Genomic DNA, 18874 nt, shown 5'->3' on the forward strand with positions numbered 1-18874 from the left:
GATGGACGTACCTCGGACCCAAAGCCCCGTCGGAGCGAACTACCCGTCCCGGAGCCAGACACTCGTCTCCGCGTCGTCGGTATCGAGCGCAACCAGTCCGTCGTCTTCGAGGTCGGCGAGCAGCCCGCGGAGCCATTCTTGGCCGTGCTCGCCCTCCGGAGTGTAATCGACGCGGACTCTGGGACCGAGCTCCGACAGCGCCAGTTCGTCGTACTCGCCGAGCACGCGGACGATGCGCCCGCGGAACTGCCGGCGGCTCCCCTCGAATGGCGACTGGGTGGGCACGTCGGGCGCGCTGAAATCCCCCGTCGCGTAGGCTTCACACCACGCACGCCACGGACAGTCGACCTCGTCGCAGGCGGGCGTCTTCGTACACGCCACACCGCCCAATTCCATGATGGCGTTGTTCCACGTTCGGGATTCGCCGGCAGGCATCAGTTCTTCGGCCGCTTCCTCGAAGGCCGTATCCTCATCGGGCACGCCGAAGGCCCGGTAGAGCACGCGCTTCACATTGGTGTCGACGACGGCGTTCCCGTTGTCGAAGGCGAAACTCGCCACCGCGTTCGCGGTGTAGGGACCCACGCCCTGCAACTGCTGTAACTCGTCGGGGTCGTCGGGAAACTCGCCATCGAACTCCGCGAGTACTTGGCCGGCGGCCTCGTGGAGGTAGCGCGCTCGATTGTTGTAGCCGAGACTGTGGTCGCTCCAAAATCCCACGACTGCCGAGCGGTCGGCGGCCGCGAGGCGCTCGACATCGGGCCAGCGCTCGACGAAGTCCGCGAACGCCGCGACGACCCTATCGAGTTGGGTCTGCTGGCTCATCACCTCCGAGACGAGGATTTCGTAGGGGTCGGTCGTCTCGCGCCACGGGAACTCCCGATGACCCTCCTCGTACCACTCGATAAGTGCCGAGCGGACAGTATCGGTCTCCTCTGGAAGCGAAAACGCGGACTCGCTCATCGGTTAGCGTAGTGCTGGGTTCGTCATACGGATGGCGATTCCGTGCGCGAGCCGACCCGAAAGCGGTTTGCGGACGGCAGACCCAGACCGGCCATGAGTCTCGACGAACTTTCCGACGACGTCGAATCGCGCTACGCCGACCTCGGCGAGAGTATGAACGTGAGTCTCGACCGCGAGACGCGTAACGAACTCGCGCTGCTCACCTGTGCGCTCGACCCGGAGGAAACCGACGAACTGCTCCGGCGGGCGGTCCACATGCTCTTCCAGACCAGCGCAGAGACCGGCCGGCTCGATTTCCACCTCCGGAGCAGTTATGATGTGACCTACGACGAGTACCTCTCGGGGATGACCTACGACGAGATGACCGGCGGGATGGACGTGCAGAGCCAAAACCAAGACGACGTGCGTCGCTACCAGTATTGAATCGCTCCGTCTCGGCGAATGTAACCATCTATTGGAATTGAAAACCATCGAGAACCGTTAGCCGCCAAGCCTATTGCCGTCGCGGCCGTATCCCGAATCGATGATGCCCTCCGACAGCCACCCACCGGACAGCGGCGCGCCGCGTAAGGCCGTGCTCTACTGTCCCACGTGCGGCCACGACAGTCCAGTCGACGGCGACTGGCGGGTCGCACGCGACGGGGACGACCCGAATCGGGTCGACTACCGCTGTCCCGTCTGTGACTCCGCCATCGCGAACCGCCCCCGCAAACTCGTCCGTCCGTGACTCTGCCGACCGGTTCCGTCGTCGGTAGTACGACTATCGTCGTCAGCGCATTCCCTCGTCGGTGATGACCGAATCGACGAGACGGAGCGGCGTCGCGTCGTAGGCCGGATTCTCTATCCAGAAGCCCTCGGCGGGTTCGCGCATCACCTCGCTGCTCGACCGGAACTCGTTTTCGAAGACGAACCCGTCGTCGATTATCTTCGCGCCGGAGCCGATCACGGTGACGGGCGTGTCGGTCTCGGCGGCGGTCGCGGCGATGGGCAGGCTGCCGATGCGATTGTAAAGGGTTTCGCCGACGATGCAGTCCATCCCCATGAGTACCCTCTCACACTCGGGGAGGAAGTGGCCGCAGGCGCTGTCGACGACGAGGTGTGTCTCGACGCGGTCGATAGCTGCGAGCGTACGTGCGCTCTTCCGGCCGAGATACCGGGGACGTGCCTCGGTCACATAGACCGTGAGTTCGGCCCCCTCGCGTCCGGCGAGTTCGATGGCCTCTAGGACTGTCGAGGAGTAGTCGTGTGTCAATACCGTCATTCCGTCCTCAAGCGCCATCGCGCCATACTCGGCCGCCCGCCGTTTGGCCATCTCGACGCGCTCGATGACCGCCCGAACCGCCTCCTGCGTGCGGGCTTTGGCCGCTTCGATGTCATCGAAGTCCTCGGCATCGAGGGCGGCAACGATTTCGCGTTGGGTGTTCTGGAGTGAAGCGTGCGAGGGGTTGGCCTGCCGCAGCGCCGTCGAGTTGTGCTCGACGTCCCTGAGATAATCGTCGAGGCTCCGGAACTCGCGCTCGGTGAGCGATGCGAGCGCGTGGGCGGCTTTGACGGCGACCACCGAGGAGCTGTGGGTCTGCATCTCGCGTATCTCCTCGACCGTCTCGTCTATCATACGAAAGCCTCTCGCGGCCACGGCAAAATCGTTCCGACCCACCTTTTTACTGCGGGGGGTCGCGCTCGCTCACTGCGTTCGCTCGCTTGACCCCCGTCTGCTCACGGGCGGCTTCGCCGCCCGTTCGCACGGCCAGCGGGACCTTCGGTCCCGCTCGGCTTGCAAAAAGCTGGACCAAAAACTCCCGCTCGCTCGTTTCACTCACTCGCGGTAGAACTACTGGCGCTCTCCGCACCCACCCCGCCGAAGCCCTCGGCGTGCTCACTCCGTTCGCTCGCACGCCTCGCCCTTCATCCACCGAGGAACCGCCGCCGCACCGCAGCCGCGACCGCAGAAAAACAGTTACTCTTCGAGAACGGCGTTGACTTGTCCGTCCTGACCGGGCCGCGATGTGACGCGGGCGGTGCCCTCGCTGGTCTCGATGAGCGCGCCCTTGGTGATGATGTTCCGGCGCACGTAGTTCGGGTTCGCGGGGTTCTCGGTCACATCCTCGATATCGGCGTGTCTCGTCTCGCCGTCGACCGCGACGCTTGCGTGGTCGGTGGCAATCGCCCGGACCGTCCGCGTGTTGCCGCGCGTATCGACGGTCTTCAACACCGGGTCGCCGACGCGGGTCTCGGTCGGCTCGCGGCCGAGCTGATGTTTGCGCTTCTTCCGTGTTCGTCGCCGTCGCCCGCCGGTGCGCTTTTTGAGCGCTCGTCCCTGGTCTTTCATACCCGAATGCGGGCGAGCGCGCTACTTGAATCGCTCGATACCCCATCGATGGATTTAGCACGACGCCGCTCGCGCCTCCACCGTGAGCCTTCGCAGCGCCGTCGCCGCACCGTTCCAGGGCCGCGGCGAGGGTGAACTGGCAGAGAGCGAGTTCGTCGTCGCGCTCTCGCTCGACAGGGATTGGTTCTCGCCCGAGCAGGCGACCCGGCTGGCCGACGTCGCCGTCGGCGAGGGGTTCCTCGAACGTACCGAGAGCGGACTCGTTCCCTCCTTCGACCCCGGCAGCGTGACGATTCCCGAGGAGTTCGTGCCCAGCGAGGACCTCCTGCGCCAGCGCTCGGCGTTCGAGCAGGTCCTCGACGCGCTCGTCGCCGAGGGCATCGATAAGCGCGAAGCGGTCGCCGACATCAACGAACTTCAACAATCGCTCGCCGTCACCATCGAGACCGCCGCCGTGCTCTACGCCCGGCGGCGGGGCGTCGAGGTGAGCGAGGCCGCAGAGCGCGCGCTCGCCGAACTCGGCGATTAGAGGCTCTCGATAAGGCTCGGAAGTTCGGCCGCGAGCGCACTCCGTGAGACCGACGCATCGGCCTCCTCGGCTGGTTCGCCATCGGTGACCTGAACCGTCCGCAGTCCCGCGGCGTGTGCGCCCGCGATGTCGATGTCGGGATGGTCGCCGACGTAGACGGTTTCGGTGGCGGTCGACGAGAGTTCGTCGATGACCGCCTGAAAGGCCCGTTCGTCGGGTTTGCCAGCCGCAAGCGTGCCGGTAACGACGACCGCATCGAACAGACCTGTCCAGCCGAGCGCGTCGAGTTTCGCCCGCTGGGCGTGCACCGGCCCATCGGTGAGCAGTCCGACCCGATAGGACTCGCGGAGGCGCGCGACGAGTGCCTCGACCCTCTCGACCGGCACGAGCGCGTCGCCGATGGTCTCGCGGTAGGCGTCGGCGAGCGCCGCGGGCGATGGCTCGTCCTCGTCGAGGAGGTCCGCGAAGATTGCCTCGCGCGTCTCGTTCGTGAGGTTGCGCCGGTGGGCATCGAGGTACGTTTCGCGGGAGAGGCGGGGCGCGCCGACCGCCGCGGTCGCCTCGTCGAGCAGCGTCTGGCGGTCGCGTTCGGGAACCGCAAGCGTGTAATCGAGGTCGAACGCGACCGCCGAGACGGACATAGGGACTATAGGTACTCCTGCGATATGAGTGTGGCGAGACGAACCCGAACGCCCTTGGTCGGTCGCCGAGAGGGTGAGGCATGTTCTTCGAACGCCTCGCGGAGCGCATCGACGCCACGGACAGCGTGCTCTCGGTCGGCTTGGACCCCGACCCCGACCGACTGCCCGACCACCTCCGCGAGCACGACCTGCCGCGCTGGGCGTTCAACCGTCGCATCATCGACGCGACCCACGACCACGCCGCCTGCTACAAGCCGAACGCCGCCTTCTACGAGGACAGCGATGGCTGGCGGGCGCTCGAAGAGACCATCGCTTACGCCCACGGCAAAGACGTTCCTGTCCTGTTGGATGCCAAACGTGCCGACATCGCCAACTCCGCCCGCCAGTACGCCAGTTTACTCGATAGTCGTGCCAGCGGGCACGCAGCCGATGCCATCACCGTCAACCCATATCTCGGGCAGGATTCGCTCGAACCGTTTCTCTCGCGGGAGGACAGGGGTGTGTTCGTGCTCTGTCGCACCTCGAACGCCGGCGGCGCGGATTTGCAGGACGCCGAACTCGCCTCGGGCGGGACGGTCTACGAGCGCGTCGCCGACCTCGCCGGCGAGTGGAACGAGCGCGGCAACGTCGGGCTGGTCGTCGGAGCCACAGCACCGGAGGAACTGGAGCGGGTGCGCGAGCGCGCTCCCAGCCTCCCCTTTCTGGTGCCCGGTGTGGGTGCACAGGACGGCGACGTCGAGGCAGCCGTCGAGCACGGACTCGCCGACGGTGTCGGTCTCGTGAACGCCTCGCGGAGCATCATCTTTGCCAGAGAGGGCGAGGCGTTCGCCGAGGCGGCCGGCGAGGCGGCGAAACGATTGAAACGACGGTTGAACGAGTATCGCTGAACTAAAACCGTACGTTTTCGCCGGCATCCTCACGGCCGGGACCCGTCGGTTCGTCGGGACCCGACCCCGCACCCTCCGCACAGTCCAGACAGAGGCTGAACGAGTCGTCGTAGTGTTTGGAGCAGACCGTTCGCCCGCAGCGTTCGCAGGTACGGTCTGCCGGGCGACTCTCACAGATTTGACACAGTTCGGAAACGCTCATGGCGGTCGTTCGCCGGCCACGAACTTCAAGGTGTGGCGAGGGGTTTAGGCCGCCCGGTCCCTAACGACCGGTGTGCTCCGGTCGCAGCTCGTGCTCGTCCTCGCGTCGGTGTTCGCCGGGCTGACAGTCGTGCTCGCGGTGCTCGGGTTCGCCTACAGTCCGGTTGCGCTCGTGGTCGCGCTCCCGTTCGGTGTGACGACCTACGTGCTCTGGTATCACGCGAGCGGTCGGCTCAAAGAGCGCATCAGGCGCGAGACCCGTGCCGGACGGGCGCGAACGACGACCGAGCGCGGCGGGTTCGGCGCGGGACCGCGCGAGGACTGGACCGGCCCACGGGGCGGGGGCAGCTTTCGGGATGCGCGCCAGCGCCGCGCCACGCGTCGGACGAGCGGCCCGTCCGCGCGGGACGCCTACCAAACGCTGGGAGTCGACCCTGGCGCGGACGAATCAGCAATCAGACGGGCCTATCGCGAGAAAGTGAAGGAGGTCCACCCGGACACCGAGAACGGCTCCGAGCAGCGATTCAAGCGCGTGAACGAGGCCTACGAACGCCTCTCGGAGTGACCGGTCGGACGACGAGCGACGGCTTTCGACCGCGGTGGCGATAGTCACGAAATTCGGGCCGTATGCCGCGGCGGGAAGGTTTTTGCGCACGGCACGCCACCACTCGGCATGGTCGCTGACCGGGCCGTCCTCGAACGGGCGCTCGCGGCGGGCGAGCGCGAGGGCGGCAGCGTCGAGTTCAAAGAACGGCTCACCGAAGACCTCCACCTCGCCGACGGCAAGTTCGAAAGCCTCGCCGCCCAGCTCCGCCATCGCGTGCTCTCGGGCGACGGCGAAGCAACCTATGTGGTGGGCGTCACCGACGACGGCGGTCTCGCCGGCATTTCCCACGACGACTTCTCCGAGTCGATGGACGTCCTTTCCCTACTGTGCGAGGAGGCCGACGCCCACATCGAGGCGGTCGATACGTGGGGTATCGAGGACGGTCTCGTCGGCGTCGCCACGGTCGCCGAGGGCACAATACTAGAAGACGACGGCCACATCGTCGTCGGCACCGCCGGCCACGTCGACCACGGCAAGAGCACCTTGGTCGGGTCGCTGGTCACGGGCCAGCCAGACGACGGCAACGGCGGCACGCGGAGTTTCCTCGACGTCCAGCCCCACGAGATCGAGCGCGGTCTCTCGGCGGACCTCTCGTATGCGGTCTATGGCTTTCGGGACGGCGAGCCGATACGCACGCACAACCCGAACCGAAAGGCCGACCGCGCGGAGGTCGTCGAGGAAGCCGACAGACTGGTCTCCTTCGTCGATACCGTCGGTCACGAGCCGTGGCTGCGAACCACCATCCGCGGACTGGTCGGCCAGAAACTCGATTACGGGCTGCTCACCGTGGCCGCCGACGACGGACCGACGAAGACCACCCGCGAACACCTCGGCGTGTTGCTGGCGACCGACCTTCCGACAGTGGTCGCCATCACCAAGACCGATATGGTCGACGACGAACGCGCCATCGAGGTCGAGCGCGAGGTCGAGCGCCTGCTCAGGGACGTCGGCAAGACCCCGCTGCGTATCGACCGCCACGGGGTCGAGGCGGCCATCGACGAAATCGGCGACACCGTGGTACCAATTTTGCGCACGAGCGCGGTCACGATGGATGGACTCGATGCGCTCGACGAACTGTTCGAGCGCCTCCCGAAGACCGGCACCGAAAGGGGGGAGTTCTCGATGTACATCGACCGCAGCTACAAGGTCACCGGCGTCGGCGCGGTCGCCTCCGGGACTGTGCGCTCCGGAACCATCGAGGCCGGCGACGAACTCCTGTTGGGTCCGTTCCGTGACGGTTCCTTCCGCGACGTGGAGGCGCGCTCCATCGAGATGCACTACCACCGCGTCGACCGCGCGAAGGCCGGCCGCATCGTCGGTATCGCGCTGAAGGGCGTTCGGGAGGCGGACCTCGAACGCGGGATGGTGCTCCTGCCACGAGAGGCAGACCCCACACCGGTCAGGGAGTTCGACGCCGAGGTGATGGTGTTGAACCATCCCACCAGAATCGACGACGGCTACGAGCCGGTCGTCCACCTCGAAACGGTGAGCGAGGCCGCATCCTTCCATCCCGAGGGCGGCCAACTGCTGCCCGGCGACACCGGCCACACGACTGTGCGATTCAAGTTTCGGCCCTATCTCGTCGAGGAGGGCCAGCGCTTCGTCTTCCGCGAGGGCCGGAGCAAGGGCGTCGGCACCGTCACCGGTGTTTCGACCGACTGATCAGGCGTTCCACGGCGGATTTGCGAGTTCCTCCATCGAGGCGAGCGTGTGGTCGGGAACCGGGTCGGGTTCCGAGCCGTCGTCGAGCCACACGCTTTGGAGACCGGCCGCCTGCGCGCCGGCGACGTCCGATGACAGCGAGTTGCCGATGTGGACGCTCGATTCGGGGTCGCCATCCAGCGCGGATAGCGCCCGATGGAACGGTGCGGGGTCGGGTTTGGCGGGCGCGTCGTAGCCCGCGTGGACCACGGTCTCGAAGGCGTCGTCGAGACCGAGCGCGGCGAGTTTTTTCGACTGCATGGCGGGCGGGCCGTTCGTCACCACTCCCACTCGGTGGTCGTCGGCGAGTGCCGCGACCGCCTCGCGCGCGCCGGGCAGCGCGCGGACGTTCCGGTGGTCGCGTTCTTCGGTGTAGACGTCGGCCAGCGCACGGCCGAGACTGGGGTCGCGGTCGTTGTCGTCGGCGATGCCGGCGAAGCACTCCGTGCGGAGTTCGTCGATAGAATCGGTGGTTTCGGCGAACTCGCCGTAGCGGGCGTAGTAGTCTTCGATGGTGAAAAACGGCTCCACATCGTGGGCGTCAAAGGCGAGCGTGAGCAGTTCGTCACCCGAGCGGCGGTACTCACAGAGCGTGTCGTCGATGTCGAACAACACCGTATCGACAGAGGTCGTCATTGACCGAAGGAGGCGCTCCGAGCACAAAAATCAGACGGCACGGTACGCGCCATCGACTCGCTCGGCGAGGTCGAATATCACCGCCCAGCCGAGCAGCCGTTCGACGCGCTCGCGCCAGTGGTCCTCCCAGTCGGGCCGTCGATGGCGCTCCCAGTTCGGCACGTGGGGACGGAATCGCTCGAAGACCGCCTCGCTATCGAGTGTGCTCTCGCTTCGAAGTCCATCGAGCACCGCTTCGGCCCCGAAGACGTGCTCGCGAAACGACGTCGCGAGAGTTCGGGTATCGGGGTCGCGGCGCAGCCGCCGGTAGCCCGAGTCGGTTGCCTCGGCGAGACCGAGTGCCCGGAGGAAGGTGATCCACTCGCGGGCGTCGTCGCGGGCGGCGAGGTCCGTCCGGTCGAGCAGGCGCGCACAGCAGTCGTTCTCGCTGCTGGGGACCAGTGGGAGCGCGCGCTGTGCGTCGTCGAGAAACCCCTCGTCTCGGGGTTCGGGTGCGACCTTGAACTTCACAGCTCGAACGAGTCGGCGAGCAGTTCGTCGTTCGTTTCGCCGAGGACGTGCGTCGACCCGCCGAGCACGTCGACGGTGAGTGTGGCCGGCGCGAAGAGGTCGCTGGGGAGGTCGGCGAGCGACCAGCCGGCGCTTGCGAAGATGTCCTCGAAGGGGGTTCCGTACTCCTCGCCGGCAGTGGACGGCAGTTCGTCGAAGCGGTCGAAGGACTCGGCGACAGTCATGTGGACCCGTCCGCCGTAGGCGAGGGCGTCGTTCGTCCGTCCCAATGCACTCGCCTCGCTCTCGGCCACAGGGGCCAGCGGCGCGCTCGCGCTCACAGACTGGATATCGAGCGGGTCGTAGCCCAGATCGGCCAGCCGCACGGCCGCGAGTTCGCCCGCCCGCGCGGCGACGGTGAGGCTGCCGGCGAGGCTCGCGGTCGGCGTCGTCGGCAGAAACAGGGAACTCGGCTCGATGCCCGCGCGTTCGGCGACCTCGGCCGCGACCGCCTCGGTTGGCGCGGCGTCGGATTCGACGGCGAGCACGCCGAAGTCGAACTCGTCGGCGTAGCCCACCCGCGAGAAGACCTCCGCCTCGGCGACCAGTGCCCTCGCGGGACCGCCGCCGAGACCCTCGAAACCCTCTCTATCGAGTTGCCAGTCGGCCTTCTGTGCGCAGAGCAGCGCAAGCGCCGGGCGGTCGGTCGTGAGTTCAACATGGGGAAGGGGTGCGTCCGCGACCGTGTCCATCCGCGTCTGGACGGTCGCAAGCCCTGCCGTCTGGAGTTCGGCCAGCAGCAGACCCGCCTCGATGCCGCCCGGAACGCGATGGCCGAAGTCGAGCACCGTTGCCCCGTTGTCGAGTTCGAAGACCTCGATGCCGAGTTCATCGGTGAAGTCGATGGCCTCCTCGATGAGTTCGAGCGCCATCCGATTGAGGCTGTCCATACCGGTGGTTGGGATGGACGATGAACCGTTCGTCGGTTCGTCACTCACGGTCGCCGTGTGCCTCCCGCCCGAGTTCGTCCTCGACGGCGGCGACCTTCTCGCTTGCCGCCTCGTCGCTGGTGCGCTTGTCGTCGATTTTCAACACGGTGCTCACGCGGTCGCCGTCGACGGCCTCGTGGGCGGCCTGTGCGGCCGCGAAAAGCTCGTCGGCCGATTCGGTCTCGATTACCGTGCCCATCGGGTTGGTTTCGTAGCTCACGTCGAACTCCTCGAGCGCGGCGACGGCCTCCGCGACCTCGCCGGCCATGCTGTCCTCGGTGACTGGGGCGACGCTGAGCAGTGCAACGACGGTCATGGGGAAACGACGCGGGCTACCTACCTAACGCTGTGGGCCGACCGGCGAACGCAAGCTACATTCCCGCCGGTCCGGAATCCGGGAGTATGATCGGCATCGTCGGCGGCGGTATCGCGGGGCTTGCGGCGGCCTATCGCCTCCAGCAACACGGCCACGAGGTCCGCATCTTCGAGACCAGTGAGGACGTGGGTGGACTCGCCGCGACCTACGAGACGGCGGGCGATAGGATAGAAAAATTCTATCATCACCTCTCGAAATCCGAAGAGACAATCGTCGAACTCGCCGAGGAACTTGGACTCGGGAAGGGACTCGAATGGCGCGTCGGCAAGAACGCCTACTACGTCGATGGCGTCGCTCACGCAATGAATACGCCGTGGGAAATCCTCGCCTATCCCCATCTGAGCCTCTACGATACGTTTCGCCTCGGCATGCTCACCCTCGATGTCGACGTGCGCGGCGGGGTCCCGAAGTTCGACAGCTACGAGGACCTCCGGAATTTCGAGGACGTTCCTATCAAGCAGTTCGTCCTCGAACACACCACCCGAAACGTCTACGAGAACTTCTTCGAACCCCTCTTGGAAGCGAAGTTCGGCTCGCGCAAGGACGACGTGAGCGCGGCGTGGCTACTCGGGCGCGTCAAGTTCCGCGGCGAGCGCGACCTCCTCCGGGGCGAGATACTGGGCTACTTCGACGGTGGGTTCCATCGGCTCATCGATGCGCTCGTCGCGGCAGTGGGTAGGGAGAACATCGAGACTGGCACGCGCGTGACAGACCTCGAAACCACGGGGAGCGAGGTCGAATCGCTCACCGTCGCAGCCGATAGCGGTACCGAAACCCACGCGGTCGATGGGACCGTCATCGCGGCGATGCCCAACGTGTTGGAGGACCTCACGGGCTACACCTGCGAGGTCGATTTTCAGGGTACGGTCTGTTCGGTGATGTCGCTATCCGAATCGGTGATGGACACCTACTGGCTCAACATCGCCGACGAGGCCCCATTCGGCGCGCTCATCGAACACACCAATTTCGTTCCCGAAACACACTACGGCGGCGAACACCTGCTCTACGCGGTGAGCTACGTGCAAGACTCCGCAGAGGACATCTGGCGGATGAGCGACGAGGCGGTTGAGGCGACGTGGCTCTCGGGCATCGAGGACCTCTTTTCCGACTTCGACCGCAGCAGCGTCAACTGGATGAAAACGGCCAGAAATCCCCGGACTGCGCCGGTCTACGAGCGAGGGTATCTCGACATGGTGATTCCTTACGACCTCGCCGAAGACGTTGCCGACGGCGTCTATTATGCTGGAATGGCGAGTCGCGCACAGTACCCGGAACGAAGCCTCAACGGCGGGATTCGTGCCGGCTTCGCCTGTGCGGACCGCATCGTCGAAAAGGGTGAAAGCGAGCAGCGGCGGGCGGTCCCGGCGGTCGGCGACGGCGGTCGTTGAGTTGTTCGATGGCCACCCCTCGTGGGCGACCTCGTGCCTCACGGGTCGCGGGTTCCCCGTTCGGCTATCGTCGCTCTCGCTCGTTCACTCGCTCCGAGCGACCTCGTGTCGGCCGAAGCCGTAGCGGAGGCGGTTGGCGAGCCGACGGGCGAAGCGACCGTCGGCTCGTGAGCCGAAGCGCTCGGCGAGCGCCGTGTAGATGAGGGGGACGGGAACCTCCTGTTCGAGTGCTTCCTCGACGGTCCACGTGCCCGTCGAACCGCCCGCAACGTGGTCGGCGACGCTCTCCAAATCGCCACCCTCCTCGGCGAAGGCCTCCTCGCAGAGTTCGAGCAGCCACGAGCGAATCACCGCGCCGTTGTTCCACGTGCGCGCGACCGATTCGAGGTCGAGGTCGTACCGACCATTGTGAAGGAGTTCGAACCCTTCGCCGTAGGTCTCCATCAGCGCGTACTCCACGCCGTTGTGAATCATCTTCACGTAGTGGCCCGCACCCACGGGACCCATCCTGTCGTGGCCCGCCGGTCCCGTCGCCACGGCGTCGAAGACCGGTGTGAGTTCCTCGTAGGCCCACTCGGGACCACCGACCATCAGCGAAAAGCCGACCTCCGCACCCGCCGGCCCACCGGAGGTGCCACAGTCGAGATACGCGGCTCCCGTCCCTTCGGCCCGACGGACCGACGCCTCGAAGTGAGAGTTGCCACCGTCGACCACGATGTCACCACTATCGAGATGGGGTTCGAGGTCGGCGAGCGCGGCGTCGACGGCGTCGCCGGCGGGCACCATCAGCCAGACCCGTTTCTCGCTGCCGAGTTTCTCGGCGAGGTCCGAAACGGAATCGGCCGGTTCGACACCCACTTCGGCGGCGGCCGCGACCGCTTGCTCGTCCATGTCGAAGGCGACCACGTCGTGACCGCCATCGAGTGCGCGCCCGGCGACGATGCGCCCCATCCGCCCGAGTCCGACGACGCCCAGTTGCATACCCCACCCTCCGCGGGCGCGCAGGTAGGGGTTGTGATTCCGCTATCCGGGCGGCTCTTCGTTCGCTCCATGCCGGTCGTCGAACTGGGCTGCGGAACCACCCCCAACAGTCATTCGTCGCAGCCGACGCCGTTCTGTCGAATCGCGTTCGTGGGTGCTTCGAGTGGTCGGCAAGAGGTCCTCGACGGTTGCGCCGTGATGTCCCGCGACCCGTTCGACGAACTCGCCGTCCTGCATCCGCTGGAGGCCGTGCCAGAGTCCGAGGAACAGCAGTGAGGGCGCGACGCAGACGAAGGCACCGACCAGCACGCGAAAGACCAGATTCATGGTTCATGGTAGCGATTCGCATATAGATCGATGACGGCTCCGGCGAGATAGCCCCGGTCTCGGCGTGTGACCCGGCGAACGCGAACGTTTATCCGGCCGGCCCGCGTGGATATGGCATGAGCGTGATGGCGTCGGTAGTACGTCGCTGACCGGCTCGCGTTTTCGATACCGTTACTTGACCGGACGCAGGCATTCTCACCATGACAGAGCTATCCGAGAGCTACGACCCCACGGCCCTCGAAGCCAAATGGCGCGAGGAGTGGGCCGATTCCGAGCTGTATCGCTACGACGACACCGCCGAGCGAAGCTCGGCGAGCAATCGGACGCAGTCCGACGATAGTGACACGCGGTACGTCATCGACACGCCACCGCCGTACCCGACGGGCGATTTCCACATCGGGAACGCGCTCGGGTGGTGTTACATGGACTTCGCTGCCCGCTATCACCGCCTCCAAGGAAAGGACGTCTCCTTCCCGCAGGGGTGGGACTGCCACGGGCTGCCAACGGAAGTCAAAGTCGAGGAGAACCAGGGCATCCGGCGGACGGACGTCTCCCGCGAGGAGTTCCGTGAGCTGTGCATCGAACACACCGAAGGGCAGATCGACGCGATGAAGGAGACGATGCACAGGTTAGGCTTCTCGCAGGACTGGAATCAGGAGTTCCGGACGATGGACCCTGACTACTGGGCGAAGACCCAGCGCTCGTTCGTCGAGATGGCGGAGGAAGGGTATGTCCACCGCGACGAGCACCCCGTCAACTGGTGTCCGCGATGTGAGACGGCCATCGCCGATGCCGAGGTCGAGAACGTCGACAGCGAGGGCACGCTCGCGACCGTTCGCTTCCCCGGTGTCGGCAACGACGACATACCCATTGCTACCACGCGCCCGGAACTCCTCGCAGCCTGCGTCGGGATGGCGGTCGACCCCGACGACGAGCGCTACGCCGACCGCATTGGGGACACGTTCGAGGTCCCGATTTTCGGTCAGGAAGTCGAACTCATCGCCGACGAGGCCGTCGACGGGGACTTCGGCACCGGAGCGGTGATGATATGCACCTTCGGCGACAAGCAGGACGTCGAGTGGTGGGCAGAGTACGACCTCGACCTCAGACCTGTGGTGACCGAGGACGGCCGCCTCGACGAGGGCGTCGCGGCGTTCGGCGGTCTCGACCTCGATGCGGCAAAGGACGAAATCACCACCGCGCTTCGGGAAGAGGGTTATCTCGACGCCGAGGAGCCAATCGAGCAGTCCGTCGGGGCGTGCTGGCGGTGTGATACGCCAATCGAAATCCTCTCGAAGGAGCAGTGGTTCGTCCGCGTCGACCAAGAGGAAATCCTCTCGAAAGCCAGGGAGATCGAGTGGATTCCCGAACACATGTACGGCCGTCTGGAGGAGTGGACCGAGGGGATGGACTGGGACTGGGTGATTTCCCGCCAGCGCGTCTTCGCCACCCCGATTCCGGCGTGGTCCTGCAACGACTGTGGCCACTGGCACATCGCCACGTTGGACGACCTCCCCGCAGAGCCGACCGAGGACGACCCCGGAATCGAGTGCCCCGACTGTGGCGCAAACGACTGGACCGGCGAGACCGACGTGATGGACACGTGGATGGACTCCTCTATCTCGGCGCTGCATGCCGCCGGCTGGCCCGAGGAATCCTTCGAGCCGGTGCAGCTCCGCGAGCAGGGCCACGACATCATCCGAACGTGGGCCTTTTACACTATTCTCCGAACGGCGGCGCTCGAAGACGAGAAACCATGGGACGAAGCGCTCATCAACGGGATGGTGCTGGGAACCGACGGCAACAAGATGTCGAAATCGAAGGACAACTCCGTCGCGCCAATCGATGTCGTCGAAGAACACTCGGCGGATGCCTTCCGGCAGGCGATTGCACTCGGCGGCCAGCCCGGTTCGGACATCCAGTTCCAGCCCAAGGAGGTCACGAGCGCCTCGCGGTTTCTGACGAAACTCTGGAACATCACCCGGTTTGCGAGCGAGCACCTCGACGACTCCGAGGGAGCGGAGCCAGCATACACCGACACCGACCGCTGGATTCGCTCGAAATGCGCACGCGTCGCCGACGACGTGGCCGCCGACATGGACGACTATCGCTTCGACCGCGCACTCAGGACGGTTCGGGAGTTCGTCTGGCACGACCTCGCCGACGATTACCTCGAACTCATCAAGGGGCGGCTCTACGAGGGCGGTCCCGAAGAGCGGGCGGCCGCCCGGAGGACGCTCTCGACCGTTCTCTCGGCATCGATTCGCATGCTTGCGCCGTTCTCGCCGTTTCTCGCCGAGGAGACGTACCACCACCTCCCGAACACGACGGGCAGCGTCCACGCGGCCGCATGGCCCGAACTCGACCCCGAAGCGGAAGCCGTGGAGGCCCGCGGCGAGCGCATCGCGGCGGTGGCGAGCGCAGTCAGAGCGTGGAAATCGGAGGCCGGGATGGCACTCAACGCCGACCTCGACCGCATCGAAATCTACGCCGATGAGGACATGGACTTCGACACCGGCGACCTGCGCGCGACGGTGAACGCCCCCGTCGTCGTCGAAACCGGCGACCCGGACATCGAGATGGTCCCCGTCGAGGTCGACCCGGACCACAGCCAGATTGGTCCGGAATTTCGAGAACGGGCCGGTGCAGTCGTCGGCGCGCTCGAAGCGGCCGACCCCGTCGACATCGCCGCACAGAAGCGCGAACAGGGCGAAATCGAACTCGATGCCGGCGGCGAAGTCGCCGTGCTCGACGGCGACGCGGTCGACATCCACCACGAGCAGCGCGCGGCTGGCGAGACCGTCGAGGTACTCGATGCCGACGGCGCGACGGTGCTCGTCTTCCCCTGAAGTCTCGGTTGCCGTCGACACGGCTGCGGTGCTTTGCGGTCGCGGTGCGGAGCGTGTCGGCATCCGCCGAGCGAAGCGAGCGCGATGGCTCGAAGTAAAGGGAGGGCCTCAGATTCCTTTGCCCATCAGGTGGCTGCGGAGGATGTCGGCTTCCTTGTTCGCGCTCGCGGTGTTCACCAGCACTACCGTGTCGTCGGCCCCGAATGCGCCCTGTTCGGCAAGTTCCCACGCACCGCTGGCTGCTGCCGCGCAGGTCGCGCCCATCTCGATACCCGTGTGCTGGGCGACCGTGACGGCACTGTCGAGAATCGACTCGTCCGGTGTGGCGACGGCACCGCCGCCGGATTCGTCGAGGGCATCCAGAACCAGCGGGCTTGCGCCGGGGTCGGAAATCTCGATGCCGCCGCAGATGGTGTCGGGCACCGCCCACGGTTCGTGGACGTCCGCACCCGCATCCCACGCCTCGACGATTGGCGCACAGCCGCTCGATTGGGCGGCATACAGCGCTGGAACGTCGTCGGCGAGTCCGAGTTCCTCGAACTCCTGCGCGCCCTTGTACATCCCGACGAGACCGACGCCGCCACCGGTCGGATAGACGATGCCATCCGGTACTCTCCAGTCGAGCTGTTCGATTATCTCGTAGAGCATCGTCTTCTTCCCCTCGTGGCGGTAGGGGGTGCTAAAGGAGTTCGTCGAGTACCACCCTTCCTCCTCCATCGCGTCGACACAGGCCGCGGCGGCGTCGGAAAATCGTCCCTCGACGACGTTCATATCGCCGCCGTGAACGTTTATCATCGCCTTGTTGACGAAGTTCGCGCGCGAGGGGACGAATACATGCGAGTTCAGCCCGGCGCGGGCGGCGTAGGCCGCGGCCGACTGACCGGCGTTGCCGGCCGAGGCGAGCGCGACGTCGCTCGCGCCGTGTTCGCGGGCGGCCGACACCGCGAGCGCGTGGCCGCGGTCCTTGAAACTCCCCGTAGGATTGCGGCCTTCGTCCTTGATGAACAGTCGAGAAACGCCGAGTTCGTCGGCGAGGCTGGGGCATTCGACGAGCGAGGTGGTTCCCTCCTCCATCGTCACCGCCGATGCGCGCGGGATGGGCAGCAGTTCCTCGTAGCGCCACAGCCCGTCGAACGGGCGATTTTCGAGGTCTTCGCGCCCGAGGTCGATGCGGTCGTACTCGTAGCTCGGGTCGAGGATTCCGCCGCAATCGGGGCACTCGTGGGTCACGCTATCGGCATCGAACCGTTCGCCGCAGTCCGTACAGACGAGTCCGTCGAACGCCGCCGTCGTCTCCATATGCCGACTCCTGACGCGAGCGACTAATCGGTTCCCTTCGTGGCGGGACCGCCAGCGGTTTGCCGACGCCGGCGCATCGAGCACTATGACCGAGCCCACGGGCGAGACCATCAGCTTCGATATCGAGGGAGCGGGCAAACGCTCGGAACTCGAACTGCCGCGGGCGCTCGTCGAGGCGCTCGCCGACGAGACCGATAGCCCGGCCGATGTGGTCGCCGACATCGCCCAGTTCGATGTCACGCGCCGCGCCTACGAGATGGACGCTGACGCCACGGCTGACCGCGCCATCGAGCGGGACGCGCTTGCGCTGTTCGAGACCCATTTCGGGGTTTCCTTCGAGGAACTGGTCGAAGCGAGGGAGTGAGCCGCGCGCCGTCACGCAGTCGTTTTGTGGGCGGCCCGCACAGGGGAGCCATGACACAGGTCATCGTCGTCGGCGGCGGTCTCGCGGGACTGGTCGCGACCCGGCATCTCGCCGACGGCGGCGCGGACGTCGAACTCGTCGAGCGGCGCGAATCGCTCGGCGGACGAGTGCGCAGCCGACGGATGGATGGCTATACGCTCGACCGCGGCTTTCAGGTTCTTTTCACGGGCTATCCGGCCGCACGGCGCGAACTTCGGTATCAGGAACTCGACCTGCGGCGGTTCACGCCCGGCGCGACGCTCGCCCGTCCCGGTTCCCGGAGCGTGCTCGCCGACCCACGGCGTGACCCTGCTTCGCTGACCGAGACGCTGTTCAACGCGAACGTGAGTTTTGGCGACATGGCGCGCCTGCTCAGGCTCTGGCGTGACCTCGCGAACAGGGACGAACACGAGGTCTTCTCCGGCGAGGACGCGACAATCGGCGATTTCCTCGAAAATCGAGGGTTCTCCCGGCAGTTCGTCGAACGGTTTTTCGCTCCATTCTATGGAGGCATTACCCTCGACAGGACGCTCTCGTCGTCGGCGGCGGTGTTTCAGTACACCTTCCGGATGCTCGCCGGCGGCTCGATTGCCGTGCCCGCCGCGGGCATGGGCGCAATCGCCGACCAACTCGCCGCTTCCGTGCGGGATGCCGGAGCCGAAATCACGCTCGATACCGAGGTCGAAGCGGTCGAAACGGACAGGGACGGAGCGACGGTCGAACTGGATAGTGAAACCCGCGCGGCGGATGCGGTCGTGGTCGCCGCCGACCCGAAGCACGCCCGCGACCTCACCGGCGTCGGGGCGATTCCGACCGACGCGCGCGGCTGCGTGACCCAGTATCTCTCCCTGCCGACCCACCAACAGCTCGACACGGGGAAGAAACTCGTCCTGAACGCCGGCGGCACCGACCCCAACCACGTCGCATCGCTCTCGACCGTGGCCCCCGAGTACGCCCCCGCCGGCCGCGAGCTGCTCAGCGCGACCTTCCTCGGCGAGGAGGAACGGAGCGACGAGGAGCTGGCTGAGCGAGTGCGCGAGGCGCTCGTGGCGTGGTACCCCGAACGACGGTTCGACGACTGCGAACTCCTCGCCACCGACCGCATCGGATTCGCGCAGTTCGCCCAGCCGCCGGGTTTCTATCAGGACTTGCCGGCGACGGACGCACCCGATGGGGACGTGTATCTCGCCGGCGAGTACACGAACTGGTCGTCGATTCACGGCGCGATGGAGAGCGGTCGCGCGGCCGCCCGTGCGGTGCTCGATTCGTGGTAGTTCGGGGG

The 18874-nt window shown here is 66.1% G+C and carries 22 protein-coding genes; 10 read left to right on the top strand and 12 right to left on the bottom strand.

The genetic code is table 11. The features are described from left to right. Positions 1 to 39 precede the first annotated feature (39 nt). Positions 40 to 960 carry an A/G-specific adenine glycosylase gene (locus tag ACQUQO_RS03085; protein ID WP_435076478.1) on the bottom strand — a complete coding sequence of 307 codons (921 nt, stop codon included), beginning with the start codon at positions 958 to 960 and terminating at the stop codon, positions 40 to 42. Positions 961 to 1053: 93 nt separating this feature from the next. On the opposite strand from ACQUQO_RS03085, the gene ACQUQO_RS03090 reads away from it, so the two are divergent. Together ACQUQO_RS03090 and ACQUQO_RS03095 are read left to right on the top strand one after the other, a co-directional pair. Further along, complete coding sequence (locus ACQUQO_RS03090) at positions 1054 to 1383, top strand: hypothetical protein (RefSeq protein ID WP_435076479.1); 330 nt, start codon at positions 1054 to 1056, stop codon at positions 1381 to 1383. Between the two features lie 100 nt (positions 1384 to 1483). Beyond that, a complete protein-coding gene (locus ACQUQO_RS03095) occupies positions 1484 to 1687 on the top strand; it encodes a hypothetical protein (protein WP_435076480.1) in 204 nt (67 codons plus the stop codon). Between the two features lie 42 nt (positions 1688 to 1729). Here the strand turns inward: ACQUQO_RS03095 and ACQUQO_RS03100 are convergent, their stop codons facing one another. Then, positions 1730 to 2575, bottom strand: a complete 846-nt coding sequence (locus ACQUQO_RS03100) for a translation initiation factor eIF-2B (RefSeq protein ID WP_435076481.1) — start codon at positions 2573 to 2575, stop codon at positions 1730 to 1732. A 342-nt stretch (positions 2576 to 2917) separates the two neighbouring features. Continuing rightward, on the bottom strand, positions 2918 to 3289 hold the full coding sequence (locus tag ACQUQO_RS03105; RefSeq protein ID WP_435076482.1) for a 30S ribosomal protein S8e: 372 nt from the start codon (positions 3287 to 3289) through the stop codon (positions 2918 to 2920). A gap of 82 nt (positions 3290 to 3371) precedes the next feature. On the opposite strand from ACQUQO_RS03105, the gene ACQUQO_RS03110 reads away from it, so the two are divergent. Then, on the top strand, positions 3372 to 3818 hold the full coding sequence (locus ACQUQO_RS03110; RefSeq protein WP_435076483.1) for a DUF2240 family protein: 447 nt from the start codon (positions 3372 to 3374) through the stop codon (positions 3816 to 3818). Here ACQUQO_RS03110 and ACQUQO_RS03115 read toward each other — a convergent pair. Beyond that, complete coding sequence (locus tag ACQUQO_RS03115) at positions 3815 to 4459, bottom strand: HAD family hydrolase (protein WP_435076484.1); 645 nt, start codon at positions 4457 to 4459, stop codon at positions 3815 to 3817. The two genes, ACQUQO_RS03110 and ACQUQO_RS03115, sit on opposite strands and share 4 nt — an antisense overlap. Before the next feature lie 80 nt (positions 4460 to 4539). Between ACQUQO_RS03115 and pyrF the strand changes: the two genes are divergently transcribed. Beyond that, on the top strand, positions 4540 to 5346 hold the full coding sequence (gene pyrF / locus ACQUQO_RS03120) for an orotidine-5'-phosphate decarboxylase (RefSeq protein ID WP_435076485.1): 807 nt from the start codon (positions 4540 to 4542) through the stop codon (positions 5344 to 5346). 1 nt (position 5347) lies between these two features. Here pyrF and ACQUQO_RS03125 read toward each other — a convergent pair whose 3' ends face one another. Further along, positions 5348 to 5548 (bottom strand): hypothetical protein, encoded by a 201-nt coding sequence (locus tag ACQUQO_RS03125; RefSeq protein WP_435076486.1) that lies wholly within the window; start codon positions 5546 to 5548, stop codon positions 5348 to 5350. Between the two features lie 72 nt (positions 5549 to 5620). Here ACQUQO_RS03125 and ACQUQO_RS03130 point away from each other — a divergent pair, with 72 nt between their 5' ends. Next, positions 5621 to 6112, top strand: a complete 492-nt coding sequence (locus ACQUQO_RS03130; RefSeq protein ID WP_435076487.1) for a J domain-containing protein — start codon at positions 5621 to 5623, stop codon at positions 6110 to 6112. Positions 6113 to 6220: 108 nt separating this feature from the next. Then, positions 6221 to 7816 carry a GTPBP1 family GTP-binding protein gene (locus tag ACQUQO_RS03135; RefSeq protein WP_435076488.1) on the top strand — a complete coding sequence of 532 codons (1596 nt, stop codon included), beginning with the start codon at positions 6221 to 6223 and terminating at the stop codon, positions 7814 to 7816. Here the strand turns inward: ACQUQO_RS03135 and ACQUQO_RS03140 are convergent, their stop codons facing one another. From ACQUQO_RS03140 to ACQUQO_RS03155, 4 genes are read right to left on the bottom strand one after another with little or no spacing between them, the layout of a single operon-like run. Continuing rightward, the gene (locus ACQUQO_RS03140) at positions 7817 to 8491 is read right to left on the bottom strand and encodes an HAD family hydrolase (RefSeq protein WP_435076489.1); all 675 of its coding nucleotides are present in this window, start codon (positions 8489 to 8491) and stop codon (positions 7817 to 7819) included. A gap of 30 nt (positions 8492 to 8521) precedes the next feature. Further along, complete coding sequence (locus tag ACQUQO_RS03145; protein WP_435076490.1) at positions 8522 to 9001, bottom strand: hypothetical protein; 480 nt, start codon at positions 8999 to 9001, stop codon at positions 8522 to 8524. Beyond that, positions 8998 to 9930, bottom strand: coding sequence for a methenyltetrahydromethanopterin cyclohydrolase (gene mch, locus ACQUQO_RS03150; protein WP_435076698.1), 933 nt, complete (start codon positions 9928 to 9930; stop codon positions 8998 to 9000). Before mch ends, ACQUQO_RS03145 begins: the two co-directional genes overlap by 4 nt. Positions 9931 to 9970: 40 nt before the next feature. Continuing rightward, a complete protein-coding gene (locus tag ACQUQO_RS03155) occupies positions 9971 to 10285 on the bottom strand; it encodes an MTH1187 family thiamine-binding protein (RefSeq protein WP_435076491.1) in 315 nt (104 codons plus the stop codon). Between the two features lie 86 nt (positions 10286 to 10371). Here ACQUQO_RS03155 and ACQUQO_RS03160 point away from each other — a divergent pair, with 86 nt between their 5' ends. Next, positions 10372 to 11733, top strand: coding sequence for an NAD(P)/FAD-dependent oxidoreductase (locus ACQUQO_RS03160; protein WP_435076492.1), 1362 nt, complete (start codon positions 10372 to 10374; stop codon positions 11731 to 11733). Between the two features lie 84 nt (positions 11734 to 11817). Here ACQUQO_RS03160 and gnd read toward each other — a convergent pair whose 3' ends face one another. Both gnd and ACQUQO_RS03170 read right to left on the bottom strand, forming a co-directional pair. Then, the gene (gene gnd / locus ACQUQO_RS03165; protein WP_435076493.1) at positions 11818 to 12714 is read right to left on the bottom strand and encodes a phosphogluconate dehydrogenase (NAD(+)-dependent, decarboxylating); all 897 of its coding nucleotides are present in this window, start codon (positions 12712 to 12714) and stop codon (positions 11818 to 11820) included. 42 nt (positions 12715 to 12756) lie between these two features. Continuing rightward, entirely contained in the window at positions 12757 to 13041 is a 285-nt protein-coding gene (locus ACQUQO_RS03170) for a hypothetical protein (RefSeq protein ID WP_435076494.1), read from the bottom strand. A gap of 200 nt (positions 13042 to 13241) precedes the next feature. Here ACQUQO_RS03170 and ACQUQO_RS03175 point away from each other — a divergent pair, with 200 nt between their 5' ends. Further along, complete coding sequence (locus ACQUQO_RS03175; RefSeq protein ID WP_435076495.1) at positions 13242 to 15890, top strand: valine--tRNA ligase; 2649 nt, start codon at positions 13242 to 13244, stop codon at positions 15888 to 15890. Positions 15891 to 15998: 108 nt separating this feature from the next. Here ACQUQO_RS03175 and ACQUQO_RS03180 read toward each other — a convergent pair whose 3' ends face one another. After that, the gene (locus tag ACQUQO_RS03180; RefSeq protein WP_435076496.1) at positions 15999 to 17189 is read right to left on the bottom strand and encodes a threonine synthase; all 1191 of its coding nucleotides are present in this window, start codon (positions 17187 to 17189) and stop codon (positions 15999 to 16001) included. Positions 17190 to 17274: 85 nt separating this feature from the next. Here ACQUQO_RS03180 and ACQUQO_RS03185 point away from each other — a divergent pair, with 85 nt between their 5' ends. Both ACQUQO_RS03185 and ACQUQO_RS03190 read left to right on the top strand, forming a co-directional pair. Beyond that, the gene (locus ACQUQO_RS03185) at positions 17275 to 17553 is read left to right on the top strand and encodes a DUF7545 family protein (protein WP_435076497.1); all 279 of its coding nucleotides are present in this window, start codon (positions 17275 to 17277) and stop codon (positions 17551 to 17553) included. 50 nt (positions 17554 to 17603) lie between these two features. After that, entirely contained in the window at positions 17604 to 18866 is a 1263-nt protein-coding gene (locus ACQUQO_RS03190; protein ID WP_435076498.1) for an NAD(P)/FAD-dependent oxidoreductase, read from the top strand. The last annotated feature ends 8 nt before the right edge of the window (positions 18867 to 18874 follow it).

Origin of the sequence: Halococcus sp. AFM35 (genome assembly GCF_051195015.1) — an archaeon.
GTDB lineage: Archaea > Halobacteriota > Halobacteria > Halobacteriales > Halococcaceae > Halococcus.